The organism is Aureimonas ureilytica (genome assembly GCF_001475935.1).
Taxonomy (GTDB): domain Bacteria; phylum Pseudomonadota; class Alphaproteobacteria; order Rhizobiales; family Rhizobiaceae; genus Aureimonas; species Aureimonas ureilytica_A.
On sequence record NZ_LDQA01000009.1, the window covers coordinates 61,016 to 76,638 of the forward strand.

A 15,623-nucleotide genomic window follows, 5' to 3' on the forward strand; every position below is an offset into this window, starting at 1 on the left:
TTAACGAGACGCATGAGCGTCGAAACAGGAACAAGCCCGCACAGCAAGCTGGCAGGCTACCATCTCATTCGGCGATTATCAGATGCAGAGGTTTAGGGTGGTGGAGCCAATCGGGATCGAACCGACGACCTCTTGAATGCCATTCAAGCGCTCTCCCAGCTGAGCTATGGCCCCAGTGCCACTTTCGTGGCAACCTCGTCAGGGCCGTTGGGCCGGCCCCGCATCTGGTGTGAGCGCTTTCTAGGAGAAGGCCCGGGGGAACGCAAGCGAAAAAATCGAGGCACCGACACGAAAGTGAAATCGGACCGTCAAGCCTCTGTCATGACTTGGTTTTTGGCTGACCGACTGTGAGTCTCCACGGCTCCGCACGCGGCGAATCGCCGGGGATCGAGAGGTCTGCCGGCTCGAATCATCGGCCCTTTGGTTGGGCGAGGCCGGGTCGAAGACAAGAAAAAGGGAGGATCGGCCGATCCTCCCTTTCTCGTCGCGTCAGGAACCCGCGCCGGGCGCGGCGTCTGCGCCGGAGATCAGACGTCGTCCTCGTCGTCGCGACCGCCACCGATAATGTCGGTCATGTCGTCGTCTTCGTCTTCGTCGTCGGCCAGGAACGTGTCATCGTCATCATCGCTGTCGTCGTCCACGACATCGTCGTCCTCGTCGCCATCGACATTGGGCAGATCGTTCTTGGGCGCGGTCGCGCCGCCCTCCTCGTCTTCCACGTCGTTGATCGAGACCGTCTCCTCATCGGTCTCCGCGACCTCGGTGACTTCCTGCTCTTCGGTCTCTTCCTCCTGCTGGACGCGGCTGCGCGAAGCCTTCACCGTCTCGAAGAAGGACAGGGGATAGGACTTGCCGGTATAGGGAGAGACGATCGGGTCCTTGTTCAGGTCGTAGAATTTGCGTCCCGTTTCCGGGTCGACGCGCTTCGTGCCGAGTTCTTGTTTCGCCATGGGTTCGCCTTTCGAAAGGGAGCGGGATCGCCCGCATGTGTCGGGCGCCGACCGGGCCGGGTCATCCCATATCGCCGCAAGGCCGGCCGGTCGAGGGGTAGGAAAAAGCGGAAGATCCCATACGGCCTGCGCCGGGGCTTGTCAAAGCGACGCCATTTGCCGCTTGCCTTGGAAGTCGATCCGCGCCGCCGCATGGTGTGGTCCTGCAGGGCGAGCGTCCGGCCGCCGCCATCGCGCCCGGCCCCTCCCGCTCCGGCGCTGGCCTAGGCTCTTCCCCTGCGCGCGGTTTGGATGGTAGGCGAGCGGCAGACAGATTTCAGGAGAAGACGAGCAGGCCCACGCGCCCCGGCTCGCGACGAGGACGAAGCCGCCATGACGGGTCACGCCGCCGCCCCCCGCCCCCTCCAGAGCCGCCGCACGGGCGCCCTTTCCGGGCGCGTGCGCGTGCCCGGCGACAAGTCGATCTCGCACCGCGCCTTCCTGTTCGGCGGCCTCGCCGCCGGGCGCACCCGCGTCACCGGCCTTCTGGAAGGCGAGGACGTGATCGCCACCGGCCGCGCCATGCGCCAGATGGGCGCGCGGATCGAGCGCGAAGGCGAGGCCTGGATCATCGATGGCGTGGGCAATGGCGCGCTCCTGGAGCCGGACGGGGTTCTCGACTTCGGCAATGCGGGCACCGGCTCGCGCCTCACCATGGGTCTTGTCGGCCCCTATGATTTCACCACGACCTTCGTGGGCGACGCTTCGCTGTCGCGCCGGCCCATGGGCCGCGTGCTCGACCCCTTGCGCCAGATGGGCGTTCAGGTTCTGGCCCGCTCCAAGGACCGGTTGCCGCTGTCGATCCGCGGCCCCCGCGTCGCCGCCCCGATCGAATACCGCGTGCCCATGGCCTCGGCGCAGGTGAAGTCCGCCGTGCTGCTGGCCGGCCTCAACACGCCGGGCGTCACCACCGTGATCGAGCCGATCATGACGCGCGACCATACCGAGCGGATGCTGGACGGCTTCGGCGCGAAGGTCTCGGTCGAGACGGACGCCTCGGGCACCCGCATCATCCGCCTCGAAGGCCAGGGCGAGTTGAAGGGCGTGCCGGATTTCGTGGTGCCGGGCGATCCGTCCTCGGCGGCCTTCCTCGTGGTCGCCGCGCTGCTCGTGCCGGGCTCGGACGTGGTGATCGAGAACGCGCTGATGAATCCGACCCGCACGGGCCTGATCGAGACGCTGCGCGAGATGGGCGCGTCCATCGAGGCCGTGAACCCGCGCCTGTCGGGCGGCGAAGAGGTGGCAGACCTCCATGTGCGCCATTCCGCGCTGCGCGGCGTCACCGTGCCGGCGTCGCGCGCGCCGTCCATGATCGACGAATATCCCGTGCTGGCCGTGGCCGCCGCCTTTGCCGAAGGCGAGACGCTGATGCAGGGGCTGGACGAGCTGCGCGTCAAGGAATCCGACCGCCTCGCCGCCGTCGCCGCCGGCCTGAAGGCCAATGGCGTCGTGCATGAGGAAGGCGAGGACTGGCTGCGCGTCACCGGCCGCCCCGATGGCTCTGGCCTCGGCGGCGGGCGGGTCGAAACCCATCTCGACCACCGCATCGCGATGAGCTTCCTGATCATGGGTCTGGCCAGCCAGCATCCCGTCAGCGTCGATGACGCCACGATGATCGCGACGAGCTTCCCCGAATTCGAGGGGCTGATCGCGACGCTCGGCGGCGAACTCCAGCCGGCGGAGTGACGATCTTCGAAGGGGCCGTTCTCGCGCTGTTTCTCGCGATCTTCGGCCCCCTCGCCTTTCTTTACGGACGAAGCCTCGCGCATCATGTTCATGCGCAGGCGCGCCGCGACGGCGGCTCGGCCCTTCGCATCATGGCGGCCAAACTCCTGCTGCCGGCCCTCGTCGCCCTGTCGCTGACCTTGCGCTTCTCCGGTTCGGAGCTGGACGAATGGCTGGCCTGGACCGCCAGCGGCACCCTGTGCGCTGCGATCTCGGCGCTCTGGCTCATGGGGTCGATCGCGGGCATTCTGTTCTTCGCGGCGATCCCCTTCGTTCTCGGACGATGCTTCGCATTGATCGCCGTGGCCTTCGGCTGGTTCCAGCATCTGGAACACCAACCGTCCCGTTCGGGCGCGGCCGGGTTCCGCGAGCGCGCGGCGCGCGCCGAACCCGAGGACGACGAGGGTTGAGCGCCCCCGCGCAGGCTTGAGCCTCCCGCCCGTCTCGGCTCACAATGAGCGCCGGGGAGGACATCCATCATGATTCGAGCCGAACGCATCGACCGGGTGATCGATGAGGCCATCGCGGCGCGCCGCCTCGTCGGCGCCGTCGTGATGGTGGTCGAGGGTGGAGCCATCACCTATCGCCGCGCAGCCGGGCTGGCCGATCGGGAAGCCGGCATTCCGATGCGCGAGGACACGCTGTTTCGCGCGGCCTCTCTGACCAAGCCCCTGGTGGCGGCCACGATCCTGGCGCTGGCCGAGAAGGAGCGGCTCGCTCTCACCGACCCCGTGACGAAGTTCCTGCCAACCTTCCGGCCGAAACTCGCGGACGGCCGCGAGCCGGCGATCACGCTGGCGCAGCTTCTGACCCATACGGCGGGTCTCACCTATTCCTATCCGCGCGACCGCGCGATCACCTCGGGCCTGCCCGACACGGCCGTGACGCTGGACGAGACGCTGCGCCGCATCGCCGCCCAGCCGCTCGCCTACGAGCCGGGCACGGCCTGGGCCTATTCCATGGCGACGGACGTGCTGGGCGCGGTGGCGGCCGCCGTCCACGGCTCGACACTGGCCGAGGCCGTGCGCGCGCATGTGACCGGGCCGCTCGGGATGGCGGACACGGATTTCCCGCCGGTCGACGCCGCGCGCCTCGCCGTGCCCTATGGCGACGGCGAGGATGAGCCCGTGCGTATGGGCGAGCCGCATGTGATGGCGAGCCCCTGGGGCGATTGGCTCACCTTCTCGCCGTCCCGCATCCTCAATCCATCCGCCTTCCAGTCCGGCGGCGCGGGCATGGCGACCACCGCGCCCGACTATATCCGCTTCCTCACGGCCTTTCTGTCCGGCGGCGAGCCGATCCTCCAGCCGGACACGGTGCGCCGCGCGCTCGCCAACCAAACGGGCGAGGTCGAGCAGGCACCGGGCAAGCGCTTCAGCTATCTCGGCTCCACCACGATCGACCCGGCCCTGGCCGAGCTGCCTTGGCCGGCGGGCACCAATAGCTGGGGCGGCATCTACGGCCATATCTGGTCGATCGACCCCGCGAGCGACATCGCGATGGTCTCGCTCACCAACACCGCGCTCTATGGCGGCGAAGGCGCCTTTCCGCTCGCGCTGCGCCGCGCCCTCTATGACGGCTGAATGTCAGACCTCTTTTTCAGCCAAAGCCATGTCCGCCTTGGGATAATCCGCGGACCGGGGCCAGGAGCCGTTGAGCTTGACCTTCGTTGACGGCAAGAAGGAGAAGCGCGCGCAGCTGTCGCGCGCAGAAGCATAAGAGGGACCATGGCGCTCGTGATCGCGATCGACGGACCGGCGGCCGCCGGCAAGGGCACGCTCGCCAAGCGGCTCGCCGCCCATTACGGCCTGCCCCATCTCGACACCGGGCTTCTCTACCGCGCGGTCGGACGCCTGGCGCGCGAGCGCGGCGTCGATCTGGACGATCCCGAGGCCGCCGGGGCGGTGGCGCGCGATCTCGTGCCCTCGCATCTCGACGACGGCACGCTGCGCGGCCACGAGGCCGGAGAACTCGCCTCGCGCGTCGCCGCCCATCCGCCGGTGCGTCAGGCCTTGGATGCCTTCCAGCGAAATTTTGCCGCGCAGCCCGGCGGCGCGGTTCTCGACGGGCGCGACATCGGCACGGTGATCTGCCCCGATGCGCCGGTGAAGCTCTTCGTCACCGCCTCGCCGGAGGTGCGCGCGCGCCGGCGCACGGACGAATTGCTCGCCAAGGGCCGGCCCGTGGATTACGAAACCATCCTCACCGAGGTGCGCGAGCGCGACCGGCGCGATGCCGGGCGCAGTGTCGCGCCGTTGAAACCAGCGGCCGACGCGCGCTTGCTGGATACGAGCGAACTGGGTATAGAGGATGCGTTCCGGGCCGCTTGCGCAATCATCGACGGTGCGCCACATTAACGGAACACGAAGACGTCAGGCCGCCGCTTTCGAACCTTCAGGGGTTGGAAACGCGCGGTTTTAACGTATTCAATGTGAACGAACCATCGCCGAAGGCAGGTCCACCGCGCCGAAACGGGCCTTGCCCGTCAGCCTCGATGATCGATCCAGAGCGGATCGGCACCGGGGCGGGACCGCCATCGGTACACGAAACGCGAACCCCGGCGCGCCGCTCCTCTCACGGAGAGGAGCCTCAAGGAGAACGAATGTCCAACGCAGCAGTCTCGCGCGACGATTTCGCCGCGCTTCTCGAAGCCTCGTTCCACGATCAGGATATCGCCGAAGGTTCGGTTGTCCGCGGAACGGTCGTCGCGATCGAGAAGGACATGGCCGTCATCGATGCCGGCCTCAAGGTCGAGGGCCGCGTCGCCCTCAAGGAATTCGGCGGCAAGAGCGGCACCGAGCTCAAGGTCGGCGACACGGTCGAAGTCTATGTCGAGCGTATCGAGAACGCCCTCGGTGAAGCCGTTCTGTCGCGCGACAAGGCTCGCCGCGAAGAGAGCTGGGTCAAGCTCGAAGTCAAGTTCAACGCCGGCGAGAAGGTCGAAGGTCAGATCTTCAACCAGGTCAAGGGCGGCTTCACGGTCGACCTCGACGGTGCCGTCGCCTTCCTGCCCCGTTCGCAGGTGGACATCCGTCCGATCCGCGACGTCGGCCCGCTGATGAACACCCCGCAGCCGTTCCAGATCCTCAAGATGGACAAGCGCCGCGGCAACATCGTCGTCTCGCGCCGCACGGTTCTCGAAGAGTCGCGCGCCGAGCAGCGCTCCGAGATCGTCCAGAACCTCGAAGAGGGTCAGGTCGTCGAGGGCGTGGTCAAGAACATCACCGACTACGGTGCGTTCGTCGACCTCGGCGGTATCGACGGTCTGCTCCATGTCACCGACATGGCGTGGCGCCGCGTCAACCACCCGACCGAAATCCTGCAGATCGGCCAGACCGTCAAGGTCCAGATCATCCGCATCAACCAGGAAACCCACCGCATCTCGCTCGGCATGAAGCAGCTCGAGGCGGATCCTTGGGAAGGCATCGGCGTCAAGTACCCGATGGGCGTGAAGGTCTCGGGTCGCGTGACGAACATCACCGACTACGGCGCCTTCGTCGAACTGGAGCCGGGCATCGAAGGCCTGATCCACGTTTCCGAAATGTCGTGGACCAAGAAGAACGTCCATCCGGGCAAGATCCTTTCGACCTCGCAGGAAGTCGAAGTGGTCGTCCTGGAAGTCGATCCGGTCAAGCGCCGCATCTCGCTCGGCCTCAAGCAGACGCTCCAGAACCCCTGGGAAGCGTTCCGCGACCAGTTCCCGGTCGGCACGATCGTCGAGGGCGAGGTCAAGAACAAGACCGAGTTCGGCCTCTTCATCGGTCTGGACGGCGACGTGGACGGCATGGTCCACCTGTCGGATCTCGACTGGAACCGTCCGGGCGAGCAGGTCATCGACGAGTACAACAAGGGCGACATGGTCAAGGCGCAGGTTCTTGACGTGGACGTCGAGAAGGAGCGCATCTCGCTCGGCATCAAGCAGGTCGGCGGCGACACGTTCACCGCTGTGGCCGAGAGCGGCGACATGCGTCGCGGCTCGGTGGTCACCTGCGAAGTGACGGCCGTCAACGAGGGTGGCATCGAAGTCCAGATCGCCGATACCGATCTGACCAGCTTCATCCGCCGCAGCGACCTCGGCCGCGATCGCGACGATCAGCGTCCGGAGAAGTTCTCGGTCGGCCAGAAGGTGGATGCTCGCATCACCCAGTTCGACAAGAAGGCCCGTCGCATCGCCGTCTCGATCAAGGCGATGCAGATCGCCGAAGAGAAGGAAGCCGTGGCGCAGTACGGCTCGACCGACTCCGGCTCCTCGCTCGGCGACATCCTCGCCGCCGCGATGAAGAACCGCGAAGAGCAGTAATCATAAGGCAAGGGCCGCCCAAACGGCGGCCCGGCCCGATCGAACGCTGAGCCCGCGCCGAGAGATCGGCGCGGGCTTTTTCGTGGCCGCCCCTGAATGATCAGGTGACGCGGCCACGATCGTGCCGACGCGAGGAATGGATCAGTTCGATTTCGAATACCATCCGCGATGGAATCTTGGAGCATCCCTTCTCAGGTGAGTTGAATTCCTGCTCCATCGGGACGACACTGACGCAAGGGCGCGTAAGCAAAACCCCACCCATGCCCGAACGCAATGCGCAGCGCGACCGAAGGGGGATCGGTTGTTTCTGTAACGATCGATCGTTCACCTTAAGGAAATTCATGGCGAGCCATGACGACAGGGAGGACGATCTTCACGATCTGATCGTGGAGGCGTCCGGGAGGCCCGAACTCTGGGACGAGGTTCTGACGGCTCTGATCGAGCAGTTCGGATCACACGCCGGCGCGCTTTATCTTCATTATAATTCCGGCGCTACGCGATCAGCCCCGGTCGTAACAGAGGTCATTCCCTTCCAGGGCTATGGTGCGGGTATGCTCGAACGCTACAACGAGCACTACCACGCCCTGAACCCATTCCATGCCAATGGTTCGCTCTTCACACCCGGCCGTGCCCTCACCGAAGCCAATCTGAAGGAAATCTCGCGAGACTTCGACATCGCCGAAACGGAGTTCTTCGTCGATTGGTGCCGCCCGCAGAACTTCTACTATACGATGGGGGAAATCCTTTTGAAGGATGATACGCCCCTAACCCTTTGGTTGAACCGGGGCCAGCGCTCGCGAGCCTATGGTTTGGATGAGCAGCGGCGCTTCCACCGCCTGTCGCGCAGCGTACTCTCGGCCATTCGCACAGCCGAGCGCCTCGGCGAGGCGCAAGCGGAACTCGCGCTGGCTCATCAGGCTCTGGAAATCCAAAGGGTGGCGGTGCTCACGCTCGACCGCGCGATGAAGCTCCGCGATGCCAATGCGCTGGCCGAGGAGGTGCTGCGTCGCGAGGATGGATTGAGGTCCCGTCAGGGCCATATCGAGCCGACGGACCCGAAAGACGCCATCGCGTTTCGCCAGGCTGTTCATCGGGTCACGACGCCGCTCCATGGCTTGGCCTCTCCCGACACCAGCTTGACGATCCGCAGACCAAACAATCAGTTTCCCTATCAGGTTTTCGTAGCGGCAACCCGTGGCCGGAAAGCATTCCTGAGGTTTTCTCCGGCGGAGACGGCCGTCTTGACCTTCCGGGCCACATCACGAAATTGTGCTCCTGATCTCTCCTCGTTCGGGGCGCACTTCCACCTGACGCCCTCCGAACTGCGTTTGGCGGAAGCTTTGCGGGATGGCGCTCCTCTTCCCGTAGCGGCCAAGGCGTTGGGTATCGGCTACGAGACCGCGCGTAGCCAACTCAAGGCTGTTTTCGCCAAGACGGGAACACAACGACAGGCCGAACTAACGCCAATCATAAGCCTATGGTTGAATTCCGGAACGTAGAGAAAACTCAAAGCTCAACCATGAAAAACATTTCACCCGATTGGGTGACGACGCATTCACCTCCGGCGTGCACAACATGTTATAGTTCTTTTCCGATAGTTACATATGTAAGGACGCCATAATGGATGCCGCCCCCAACGATGATCAGAGGGTTGCCTTCACCCGTCGCAAGGTTGAACATCGAAAGACCTTTGAAACGTTTCAAATCGATGAGGGATTTGCTCGAAAGCTGCGCGCGTTCGGCGACCGTTACCAGTTGACCATGGCGGAGCTTCGGCTCGTGATCGTCCTGCAGGAAGGGCGTGGCCTGAAAGCGGCGGCCCGGCGCATCGGCGTCGGCTACGAAACCGTCCGCACGCAGGTCAAATCCGTTTTCATCAAAACCGGAACCAAGCGACAAGCGGACGTCGTGACGTTGCTCGCGTCCTTTTCGGAAAGCTGAGCGCTCCTTTCGCCCTTCACGCTCATACGCCGTCTGTGTCGTATGCCGATCGCCGAGCCGGCGGCCTGCGACCTTTTGGACTTTCAACTTGAAGGCGCGGCTTCATTCCTGCAAGTTACACTTACGATTAGCAAAGGACCGATCGCTATGATTCCGTGGCGCTGCGTTCCAATCCGCCTTTCTTTCTCGTGAAGCGAGCCGAAGAGCATGTCACCCCGTCTGGACGATAGACCCCATGTCCTCGGATCGGCCGCCTCGACGCCGAAACTCGGATCCCAAGCGAAGCAGGGTGAGGCGCGGCCGCGCGCCCCCCTGGCCGAGGGCGAGCCGCTGGAGCGCTCGCCTTGGCATGTCAGCCTGTTTCTTCGCCGCTTCCTTCTGGCGCTCGCCGTCGGACTGCCGGCCATTTTCCTCGTGTCAGACAGTTGGGGCGAAGCCTTTCTGCTGAGTGCCGTGTTCGTGGTTGCGCTTCAGGCGATCTATCTGGTTCTGGCCTTCCTGTTCATCTGACCCCGCTTCGGGCTTGTCGGCGCTGTCAGCCTGTGCGACCTGCGCTCATCGAGCCGCAGTCGAGGGAGCACCAGAGGCATGGAACGGTTTCACGAGATCGGACGCGGCAAGATCGCCGCCATCGCGACCTCGCTCGAGATGCGGCAGCGGCCGCCCTTGCGGCCCGCGCCTGAAGCGCTGATGGGTGAAATCGTCCCTTGGACGCAGCCCGATGCCGACACCTATCTCGCCCTTTACCGCAAGGTCGGCGGCGCGCATCTCTGGTTCTCGCGCCTCTATATGAGCCAAGCCGAACTCGATGCCGTGCTCCAGAACCCGGCGACAGCGATCTTCTCCTGGCGTGTGGCGGGCGAAGACGAGGGCCTTCTGGAACTCGACTTCTCCGAGCCGGAGAGCTGCGAGATCAAATATTTCGGTGTCTCCGAGAGCCAGCAGGGAACGGGCGCGGCGCGCGCGCTGATGAACCACGCGATCGAGACGGCCTTTGCGCGGCCCGTGCAGCGTCTCTGGCTGCACACGAACACGATCGACCACCCCCGCGCCCTCGCCTTCTACCAGCGCAGCGGCTTCGTCCCCATCGGCCAAAGCCTGGAGATCGCCGACGATCCACGCCTCAACGGCGCGCTGCCGCGCGATGCCGCGCCCCATGTCCCGATCTTCGACTGATCATTCTGTTCATCGGGCTTTGGCTGCCGCGCGATAGGCAGCCGGGGTCAAGCCCGTCTCGGCCTTGAAGACACGCGTCAGGTGGCTCTGGCTGGTGAAGCCGCAGGCGAAGGCGATGTCGGCGATGGCGCCCGCGCCCGCAAGGAGGTGCCGCGCCCGCTCCACCCGCCGCCGGCGAACATAGGAATGGGGTGAAACGCCGAAGCTTTCGCGGAACATGCGCTGGAAGTGGAAGGCGCTGAGCCCGGCCGCTTCGGCCAGATCGTCCAGCCGCAGCGCACCCTCCAGCCCCGCCTCGACATGATCGATAACGCGCCGGCGGAGATGCGGTGCGAGGCCGCCCTTCAAATACGGTCGCGCCCCCACACCGGCCGACAGGCAGAGGCCCAGCGCTTCGCCCATCGCTTCCTCGGCCGCCAGAGATTCGCCAGAGCGGACCGCGCCTGCCAGACGCTCCATGGCCAGTGCCAGACGCGGCTGTTCGGAAAAGGTCGCCTCCGGCAGAACCATCAGCCGCGCATCGCGCTCGAACGCTTCGGCAAAGTAGCGGCGCGCCTCCGCGTCCGGCAGATAGAGATGGACGAATTCGAACGTGTCGGAAATCTCCCATTCCGAGGAATGGCCCTGCGGCAGGACGCAGACCGCGCCTGGCCGACCACTTGCCATCTGACGGCCGAGACGGCGCGTCCCCTCGCCGCCCCGCAGATAGAGGCTGATCGTATGCCCCTGCGGCCGCTCATAGCGCACGCGGTCGCGCGCATTGGTCCAGATCGCAGCCGAGCGCCCCGAGCCCAGATCGAGCCGATGCGTCGCGCGGGCGCTGGGCGAGGCCGAAAGCGCGTCGAACACGGAAGGCGGGGCGGAGAGCGGCATGGAAAGTGTCCGGGCGATCCCCTCCTGAAGGGGCTTTAGCGCCGATCTTGCGCGCGAGCAGCGGGTTTTCACAAGCTCGTTCCACCGCAAGAAACGGCAAGAGCGTCGAGTGCGGAGCGCGTAAGGAGATGGCGAATGAGAGCGCCGAACGGTCGCCCCCGTGTGAACGGACAAGGGTGGGTGGTAGCGGCGAGGTTGAGCCGGGGCCGAGCAGGGCCGTGCCGTCCTACACGAACGGGCAGGCATGGGCTGCGTGCGGAACCGGTTCCAGCCTGATGACGCGGGCGGCCAGTCTCGCCGCGTGGCAGGCGCCCCCCGCACCCGCCAACCCGCCCTGCGAACCACGCGGCTCCTTGGGACGCTCCCATTCTTTGCGACCGGAGACGCACCATGAACGCCGCGCTTTTTCTCTCCACCGTCCTGATCTGGGGCACGACCTGGATCGCCATCGCCTTTCAGGTCGGGCCGGTGCCCGTGCCGGTCTCCGTCTTCTATCGCTTCGCGCTGGCCGGGCTCATCCTTCTGGCCGTCTTGGCCGCCATGCGCAGGCTGACGATCCCCAAGCGGCGCGATCAGCCCTTCGTCCTCCTCCAAGCGCTTTGCCTCTTCAGCTGCAATTTCCTCTGCTTCTACAAGGCGGCGGCTTACGTGCCCTCGGGGCTGATCTCGGTGATCTTCTCGCTGGCGACGGTCTATAACGCCGTGAACGCGCGGCTCTTCTTCGGTGACCCGATCACGCCCCGTGCGCTGCTCGCGGCGGGTCTCGGCGCATCCGGCCTTCTCGTCCTGTTCGGGCCGGACATTTTCGTGAGCTTCGATGCCGAGACGTTGAAGGGCGTCGGCCTCGCCGCCCTCGGCACGCTGTTCTTCTCCTTCGGCAATATGGTGTCGCGGCGAAACAGCGCGGCGGGCCTTGCCCCGGTCACCGCCAATGCCTGGGGCATGACCTATGGCGCGCTGATCCTGCTTGCCCTCGTGGCTCTGACGGGCACCCCGCTCATCGCCCCCCCAAGCGGCCGCTATGTCGCGGCGCTGGCCTATCTCGCCGTGATCGGCTCGGTGATCGGCTTCACGACCTATCTCATGCTGGTCGCGCGCATCGGCTCGGCGCGGGCGGCCTATGCCACCGTCTTGTTTCCGATCGTCGCGCTGACGCTCTCCAGCGTCTTCGAGTCCTATCACTGGACGCTGACGAGCCTGATCGGCCTCGCGCTGACGCTCGCCGGCAATGCCGTGATCTTCTCCGGGCCGAAGGTTTCCGCGCCCGTTTCGCCCCCTTCACCTCGGGTAAAACTCGCTTGATGGAGCCTGTGACGCTTCGGCCACGCCTGTGGAAAAACCGGAGCGTCAGCCCCAATCCAGCCCAGACTGTTTTCTAGCGCATTCCGAACGATCCTGACGGGCGCCCGTAGAATGGCCCCGACCATCGGAAGGCTGGAATTTCCATGAAGAAGCTTCTCCTCGTGCTCGCCGCCGGCTCCCTCCTCGCCGGCTGCACCACCGATCCCTATACCGGCGAGCAGAAGCTCTCCAACACGGCCGGGGGTCTGGGCATCGGCGCCGGCGCCGGCGCGCTCGGCGGCTATCTCGTCGGCCGCGCGACAGGCACCGATCCCGGCCGCGCCGCGCTGATCGGGGCCGGCATCGGCGCCATCGGCGGCGGCGGCATCGGCGCCTATATGGACCGCCAGGAGGCGGACCTGCGCGCCCAGCTCCAGGGCACCGGCGTCTCGGTCACGCGCAATGGCGACCAGATCATCCTCAACATGCCCTCCAACATCACCTTCGACACGAACCAGGATCAGGTGCGCTCGCAGTTCTACCCGACGCTTCAGTCGGTCGCGATCGTGCTCAACAAGTATGATCAGTCGATCGTGGATGTGGCCGGCAACACGGACAATGTCGGCAATCAGAGCTACAATTTCGCCCTGTCGCAGCGCCGCGCCGGCTCGGTCGCGCAGTTCCTCCAGAGCCAGGGCGTCAACCCGCGCCGCTTGAACGTGCAGGGCTACGGCATGTCGCGCCCGGTCGCCTCCAACCAGACGGAAGCGGGCCGCGCCCAGAACCGCCGCGTCGAAATCTCCATCTCGCCGCTGCGCGCAGGCTAAGCCCAGGTCTCGGCCTCGCGCGGACAAATCCGCCCGCTGCTTCGATCCCAAGGGCCGTCCGTCCGGGCGGCCCTTTTTTCATGCGCGCGTCAGGCGTCAAAGGGCCGTTCGCCGCGCCTCGGGCGGCGCGATCGCGTCGAACCGATCGGCCAGTTGGTCCAGCGCCTCGCGCATCGCAGCGCCTGCCAGCGCCCGCCCATGGCCGGTGACGATCAGCTCCGGCCGCAGCGCCGCGATCTTGCGCACCGAGTCCCGCGCGGCCGTCCAGTCCGGCGTGAAGTAGCGCGGCGGCCCGTGCATCTCGAGCGCCTGCACCGCCACCTCATAGGCCGATTCCTGCCCTGTCGAAATCACGGCATCGCCCGCGATCAGCGTCCGGTCCTCGTCGCGGAAGAGCGAGACATGGCCGGGCGTATGACCCGGCGTATGGAGCCAGCGCCAGCCCGGCAGAGTGGGCACGCTGCCATCATCCGGCAACAAACGAAGATGGCGAGAGACGTCGACCGGCGAGCGCGGGAAGAGCGGCGCGAGCTTCGGCATGATCCCGCCATCGGCGCTCGTATCCGACGGCGGATAGCTTTCGCGCCCGGTCAGGAACGGCGCTTCGAGCGGATGGGCGAAGACCGGCGCGTCCCATTCGGCGGCCAGATCCTCCAGCGCACCGATATGGTCGAAATGGCCGTGGGTCTGGAGGATGGCGGCGGGCCGCGCGCCCTCGCCGAAGCGCGCGGCGGCGGCCTCCTTGATCTGCCCCTTGGTGCCGATGATGCCGCAATCGATCAGCACCCAGGCTCGGTCGCCCGCCTCGGGCAGGCCGACAAAGGCGACATTGACGAGGATGGTTCTGAGATAGGCGAGGTCGGGGCGCACCTCACGCACGTCGTTCGCCAGCACCCGTTCGGGCGCGCGCGCTTCCTCGCCAAGCGGTATCTGGACGGCCATGCCGGGTCTCTCCGTTCGAGGGATGACCCCGGCGCAACGAGAGCGGCCGCCCCTTTGCTCCCGCCCTTGGCCGGCTGATCTCTCAGCCGGCCAAGCGATGGAGGCTCAAGCCTCCATGGTCCCGCGCTTGTCGGCGCGGTGGCTGATGATCGCGATGAGGCACGCGAGGCCGGCCAGAATGGCCGAGGCCACCGGCAGCATGGCGTAGGAAATGCCGTAGGCGATCAGCATGGCGCCGATCCAGGCGCCGAACGCGTTGCCGAGGTTGAAGGCGCTCTGGTTCACGGTGGAGGCGAGATTGCGCGCGCCCTTCGCCGTCGCCACAATGCGCATCTGGATGGGCGAGGCCAGCCCGAAGACCAGCGCGCCCCAGATCAGAAGCAGCGTCAGCATGGGCACCGTGTCGGCCGCCCAGAAATGCATGGCGACGAGAACGAGGCTCATGGCGGCGAACATGCCGATAATGGCAGGCATCAGCTTCCAGTCGCCCAGCCGCGCGCCGATGACATTGCCGAAGGTCATGCCGACGCCGAAGATCAGGAGGAGATAGGGCACGCGCTCGGGCGCGATGCCCGTCACCTCCGAGAGAAGCGGCGAGATATAGGTGTAGAGCGTGAAGAGCGCGCTGGAGGCGAGCACGCTGAGGCTCATGGCCATCAGCACCGGCCCCCGGCCGAGCGCGCGCAGTTCGTCCTTGAAGCGCACGCCGGAGCGCGGATGGCTTTGCGGGGCGAAGAGGAAAAGCGCCAGCGAGGTGAGAAGAGCCAGCGCCGTCACAATGAAGAAGGGCGCGCGCCAGCCATATTCCTGGCCGATGAACGTGCCGAGCGGCACACCGAAGACATTGGCAAGCGTCATGCCGACGAACATCATGGCGATGGCCTGCGCCTCGCGCCCCGGCCGGGCGATCTCGGTGGCCAGCACCGCGCCGATGCCGAAGAAGGTGCCATGCGCCAGCGCCGTGAAGACGCGCGCGGCCATGAGCAGGCCATAGGTCGGGCTGAGCGCGCAGGCGAGATTGCCGATCACGAAGACCATCGACAGGAGGATCAGCGCCCGCCGCCGCTCCCAGCGTGAGGTGAGAACAGCGAGCAGCGGCGCGCCGAAGACGACGCCGAGCGCATAGCCCGTGACCAGAAGTCCCGCCTGCGGGATGGTCACCTTGAGATCGTCCGCCATGTTGGGCAGGAGGCCCATGATGCCGAACTCGCCGCAGCCGATGGTGAAGGAGCCGAGCGAAAGGGCGGCGAGCGTCAGGCCCGCGCGCGGCGCGGGAGAAGCCGCCGCGCCGCCCTCCCGCACGGAGGAGGGAACGGAAAGGTCCATGAAATGCCGCCTGATAGGGTTCGCGTCTCTCAGCGACACCATGGCGTCGCCGCCATCACTACCCCGAAAATTGCAAGCCTGCCATGCAGATAGGACGTGGCGGAGCTGAAACTTCGCCAACCTTATCAAAGAGGCGATATGAGCACCGTTGGAGCGAAGCCGGAGAACGGAGCACCCACGCCTGCGGCAATCCGTCGCCCCACTGTTTCACGTGAAACCCTTCGCGGCGGGCGCGGCGCGAGG

15 protein-coding genes and 1 tRNA gene are annotated in these 15,623 nt (G+C 66.0%); 11 read left to right on the plus strand and 5 right to left on the minus strand.

Annotated elements, in window-relative coordinates; genetic code table 11:
- Positions 1-98 precede the first annotated feature (98 nt).
- Together NS365_RS03290 and NS365_RS03295 are read right to left on the minus strand one after the other, a co-directional pair.
- Positions 99-174 (minus strand) — tRNA-Ala (locus tag NS365_RS03290).
- Positions 175-527: 353 nt separating this feature from the next.
- Positions 528-950: a TIGR02300 family protein gene (locus tag NS365_RS03295; protein ID WP_058598850.1), complete on the minus strand. Its 423-nt coding sequence runs from the start codon at positions 948-950 to the stop codon at positions 528-530.
- Positions 951-1,322: 372 nt separating this feature from the next.
- Between NS365_RS03295 and aroA the strand changes: the two genes are divergently transcribed.
- The 9 genes from aroA to NS365_RS03340 all read left to right on the plus strand — a co-directional run bounded on the left by aroA (position 1,323) and on the right by NS365_RS03340 (position 10,131).
- A complete protein-coding gene (gene aroA / locus NS365_RS03300; RefSeq protein ID WP_058598851.1) occupies positions 1,323-2,675 on the plus strand; it encodes a 3-phosphoshikimate 1-carboxyvinyltransferase in 1,353 nt (450 codons plus the stop codon).
- Positions 2,672-3,124, plus strand: a complete 453-nt coding sequence (locus tag NS365_RS03305; protein ID WP_058598852.1) for a hypothetical protein — start codon at positions 2,672-2,674, stop codon at positions 3,122-3,124. The genes aroA and NS365_RS03305 overlap by 4 nt, the downstream gene beginning before the upstream one ends.
- Positions 3,125-3,193: 69 nt before the next feature.
- Positions 3,194-4,297, plus strand: coding sequence for a serine hydrolase domain-containing protein (locus NS365_RS03310; protein WP_058598853.1), 1,104 nt, complete (start codon positions 3,194-3,196; stop codon positions 4,295-4,297).
- A 144-nt stretch (positions 4,298-4,441) separates the two neighbouring features.
- Positions 4,442-5,071, plus strand: a complete 630-nt coding sequence (cmk, locus tag NS365_RS03315; RefSeq protein WP_058598854.1) for a (d)CMP kinase — start codon at positions 4,442-4,444, stop codon at positions 5,069-5,071.
- A 245-nt stretch (positions 5,072-5,316) separates the two neighbouring features.
- A complete protein-coding gene (gene rpsA, locus NS365_RS03320) occupies positions 5,317-7,014 on the plus strand; it encodes a 30S ribosomal protein S1 (protein ID WP_058598855.1) in 1,698 nt (565 codons plus the stop codon).
- 551 nt (positions 7,015-7,565) lie between these two features.
- Positions 7,566-8,513 (plus strand): helix-turn-helix transcriptional regulator, encoded by a 948-nt coding sequence (locus tag NS365_RS03325; RefSeq protein WP_153003635.1) that lies wholly within the window; start codon positions 7,566-7,568, stop codon positions 8,511-8,513.
- 121 nt (positions 8,514-8,634) lie between these two features.
- Positions 8,635-8,955, plus strand: a complete 321-nt coding sequence (locus NS365_RS03330; RefSeq protein WP_058598857.1) for a helix-turn-helix transcriptional regulator — start codon at positions 8,635-8,637, stop codon at positions 8,953-8,955.
- Positions 8,956-9,162: 207 nt separating this feature from the next.
- The gene (locus NS365_RS03335) at positions 9,163-9,465 is read left to right on the plus strand and encodes a hypothetical protein (protein ID WP_058598858.1); all 303 of its coding nucleotides are present in this window, start codon (positions 9,163-9,165) and stop codon (positions 9,463-9,465) included.
- 78 nt (positions 9,466-9,543) lie between these two features.
- Positions 9,544-10,131 carry a GNAT family N-acetyltransferase gene (locus NS365_RS03340; protein ID WP_058598859.1) on the plus strand — a complete coding sequence of 196 codons (588 nt, stop codon included), beginning with the start codon at positions 9,544-9,546 and terminating at the stop codon, positions 10,129-10,131.
- 9 nt (positions 10,132-10,140) lie between these two features.
- Here NS365_RS03340 and NS365_RS03345 read toward each other — a convergent pair whose 3' ends face one another.
- On the minus strand, positions 10,141-10,878 hold the full coding sequence (locus tag NS365_RS03345; protein WP_058598921.1) for a helix-turn-helix transcriptional regulator: 738 nt from the start codon (positions 10,876-10,878) through the stop codon (positions 10,141-10,143).
- Between the two features lie 516 nt (positions 10,879-11,394).
- Between NS365_RS03345 and NS365_RS03350 the strand changes: the two genes are divergently transcribed.
- Together NS365_RS03350 and NS365_RS03355 are read left to right on the plus strand one after the other, a co-directional pair.
- The gene (locus NS365_RS03350) at positions 11,395-12,306 is read left to right on the plus strand and encodes a DMT family transporter (protein ID WP_058598860.1); all 912 of its coding nucleotides are present in this window, start codon (positions 11,395-11,397) and stop codon (positions 12,304-12,306) included.
- A gap of 143 nt (positions 12,307-12,449) precedes the next feature.
- Positions 12,450-13,112 (plus strand): OmpA family protein, encoded by a 663-nt coding sequence (locus NS365_RS03355; RefSeq protein WP_058598861.1) that lies wholly within the window; start codon positions 12,450-12,452, stop codon positions 13,110-13,112.
- A 96-nt stretch (positions 13,113-13,208) separates the two neighbouring features.
- Here the strand turns inward: NS365_RS03355 and NS365_RS03360 are convergent, their stop codons facing one another.
- Both NS365_RS03360 and NS365_RS03365 read right to left on the minus strand, forming a co-directional pair.
- On the minus strand, positions 13,209-14,054 hold the full coding sequence (locus tag NS365_RS03360) for an MBL fold metallo-hydrolase (protein ID WP_058598862.1): 846 nt from the start codon (positions 14,052-14,054) through the stop codon (positions 13,209-13,211).
- Positions 14,055-14,159: 105 nt separating this feature from the next.
- On the minus strand, positions 14,160-15,380 hold the full coding sequence (locus tag NS365_RS03365) for an MFS transporter (protein ID WP_082684389.1): 1,221 nt from the start codon (positions 15,378-15,380) through the stop codon (positions 14,160-14,162).
- Between the last annotated feature and the right edge of the window lie 243 nt (positions 15,381-15,623).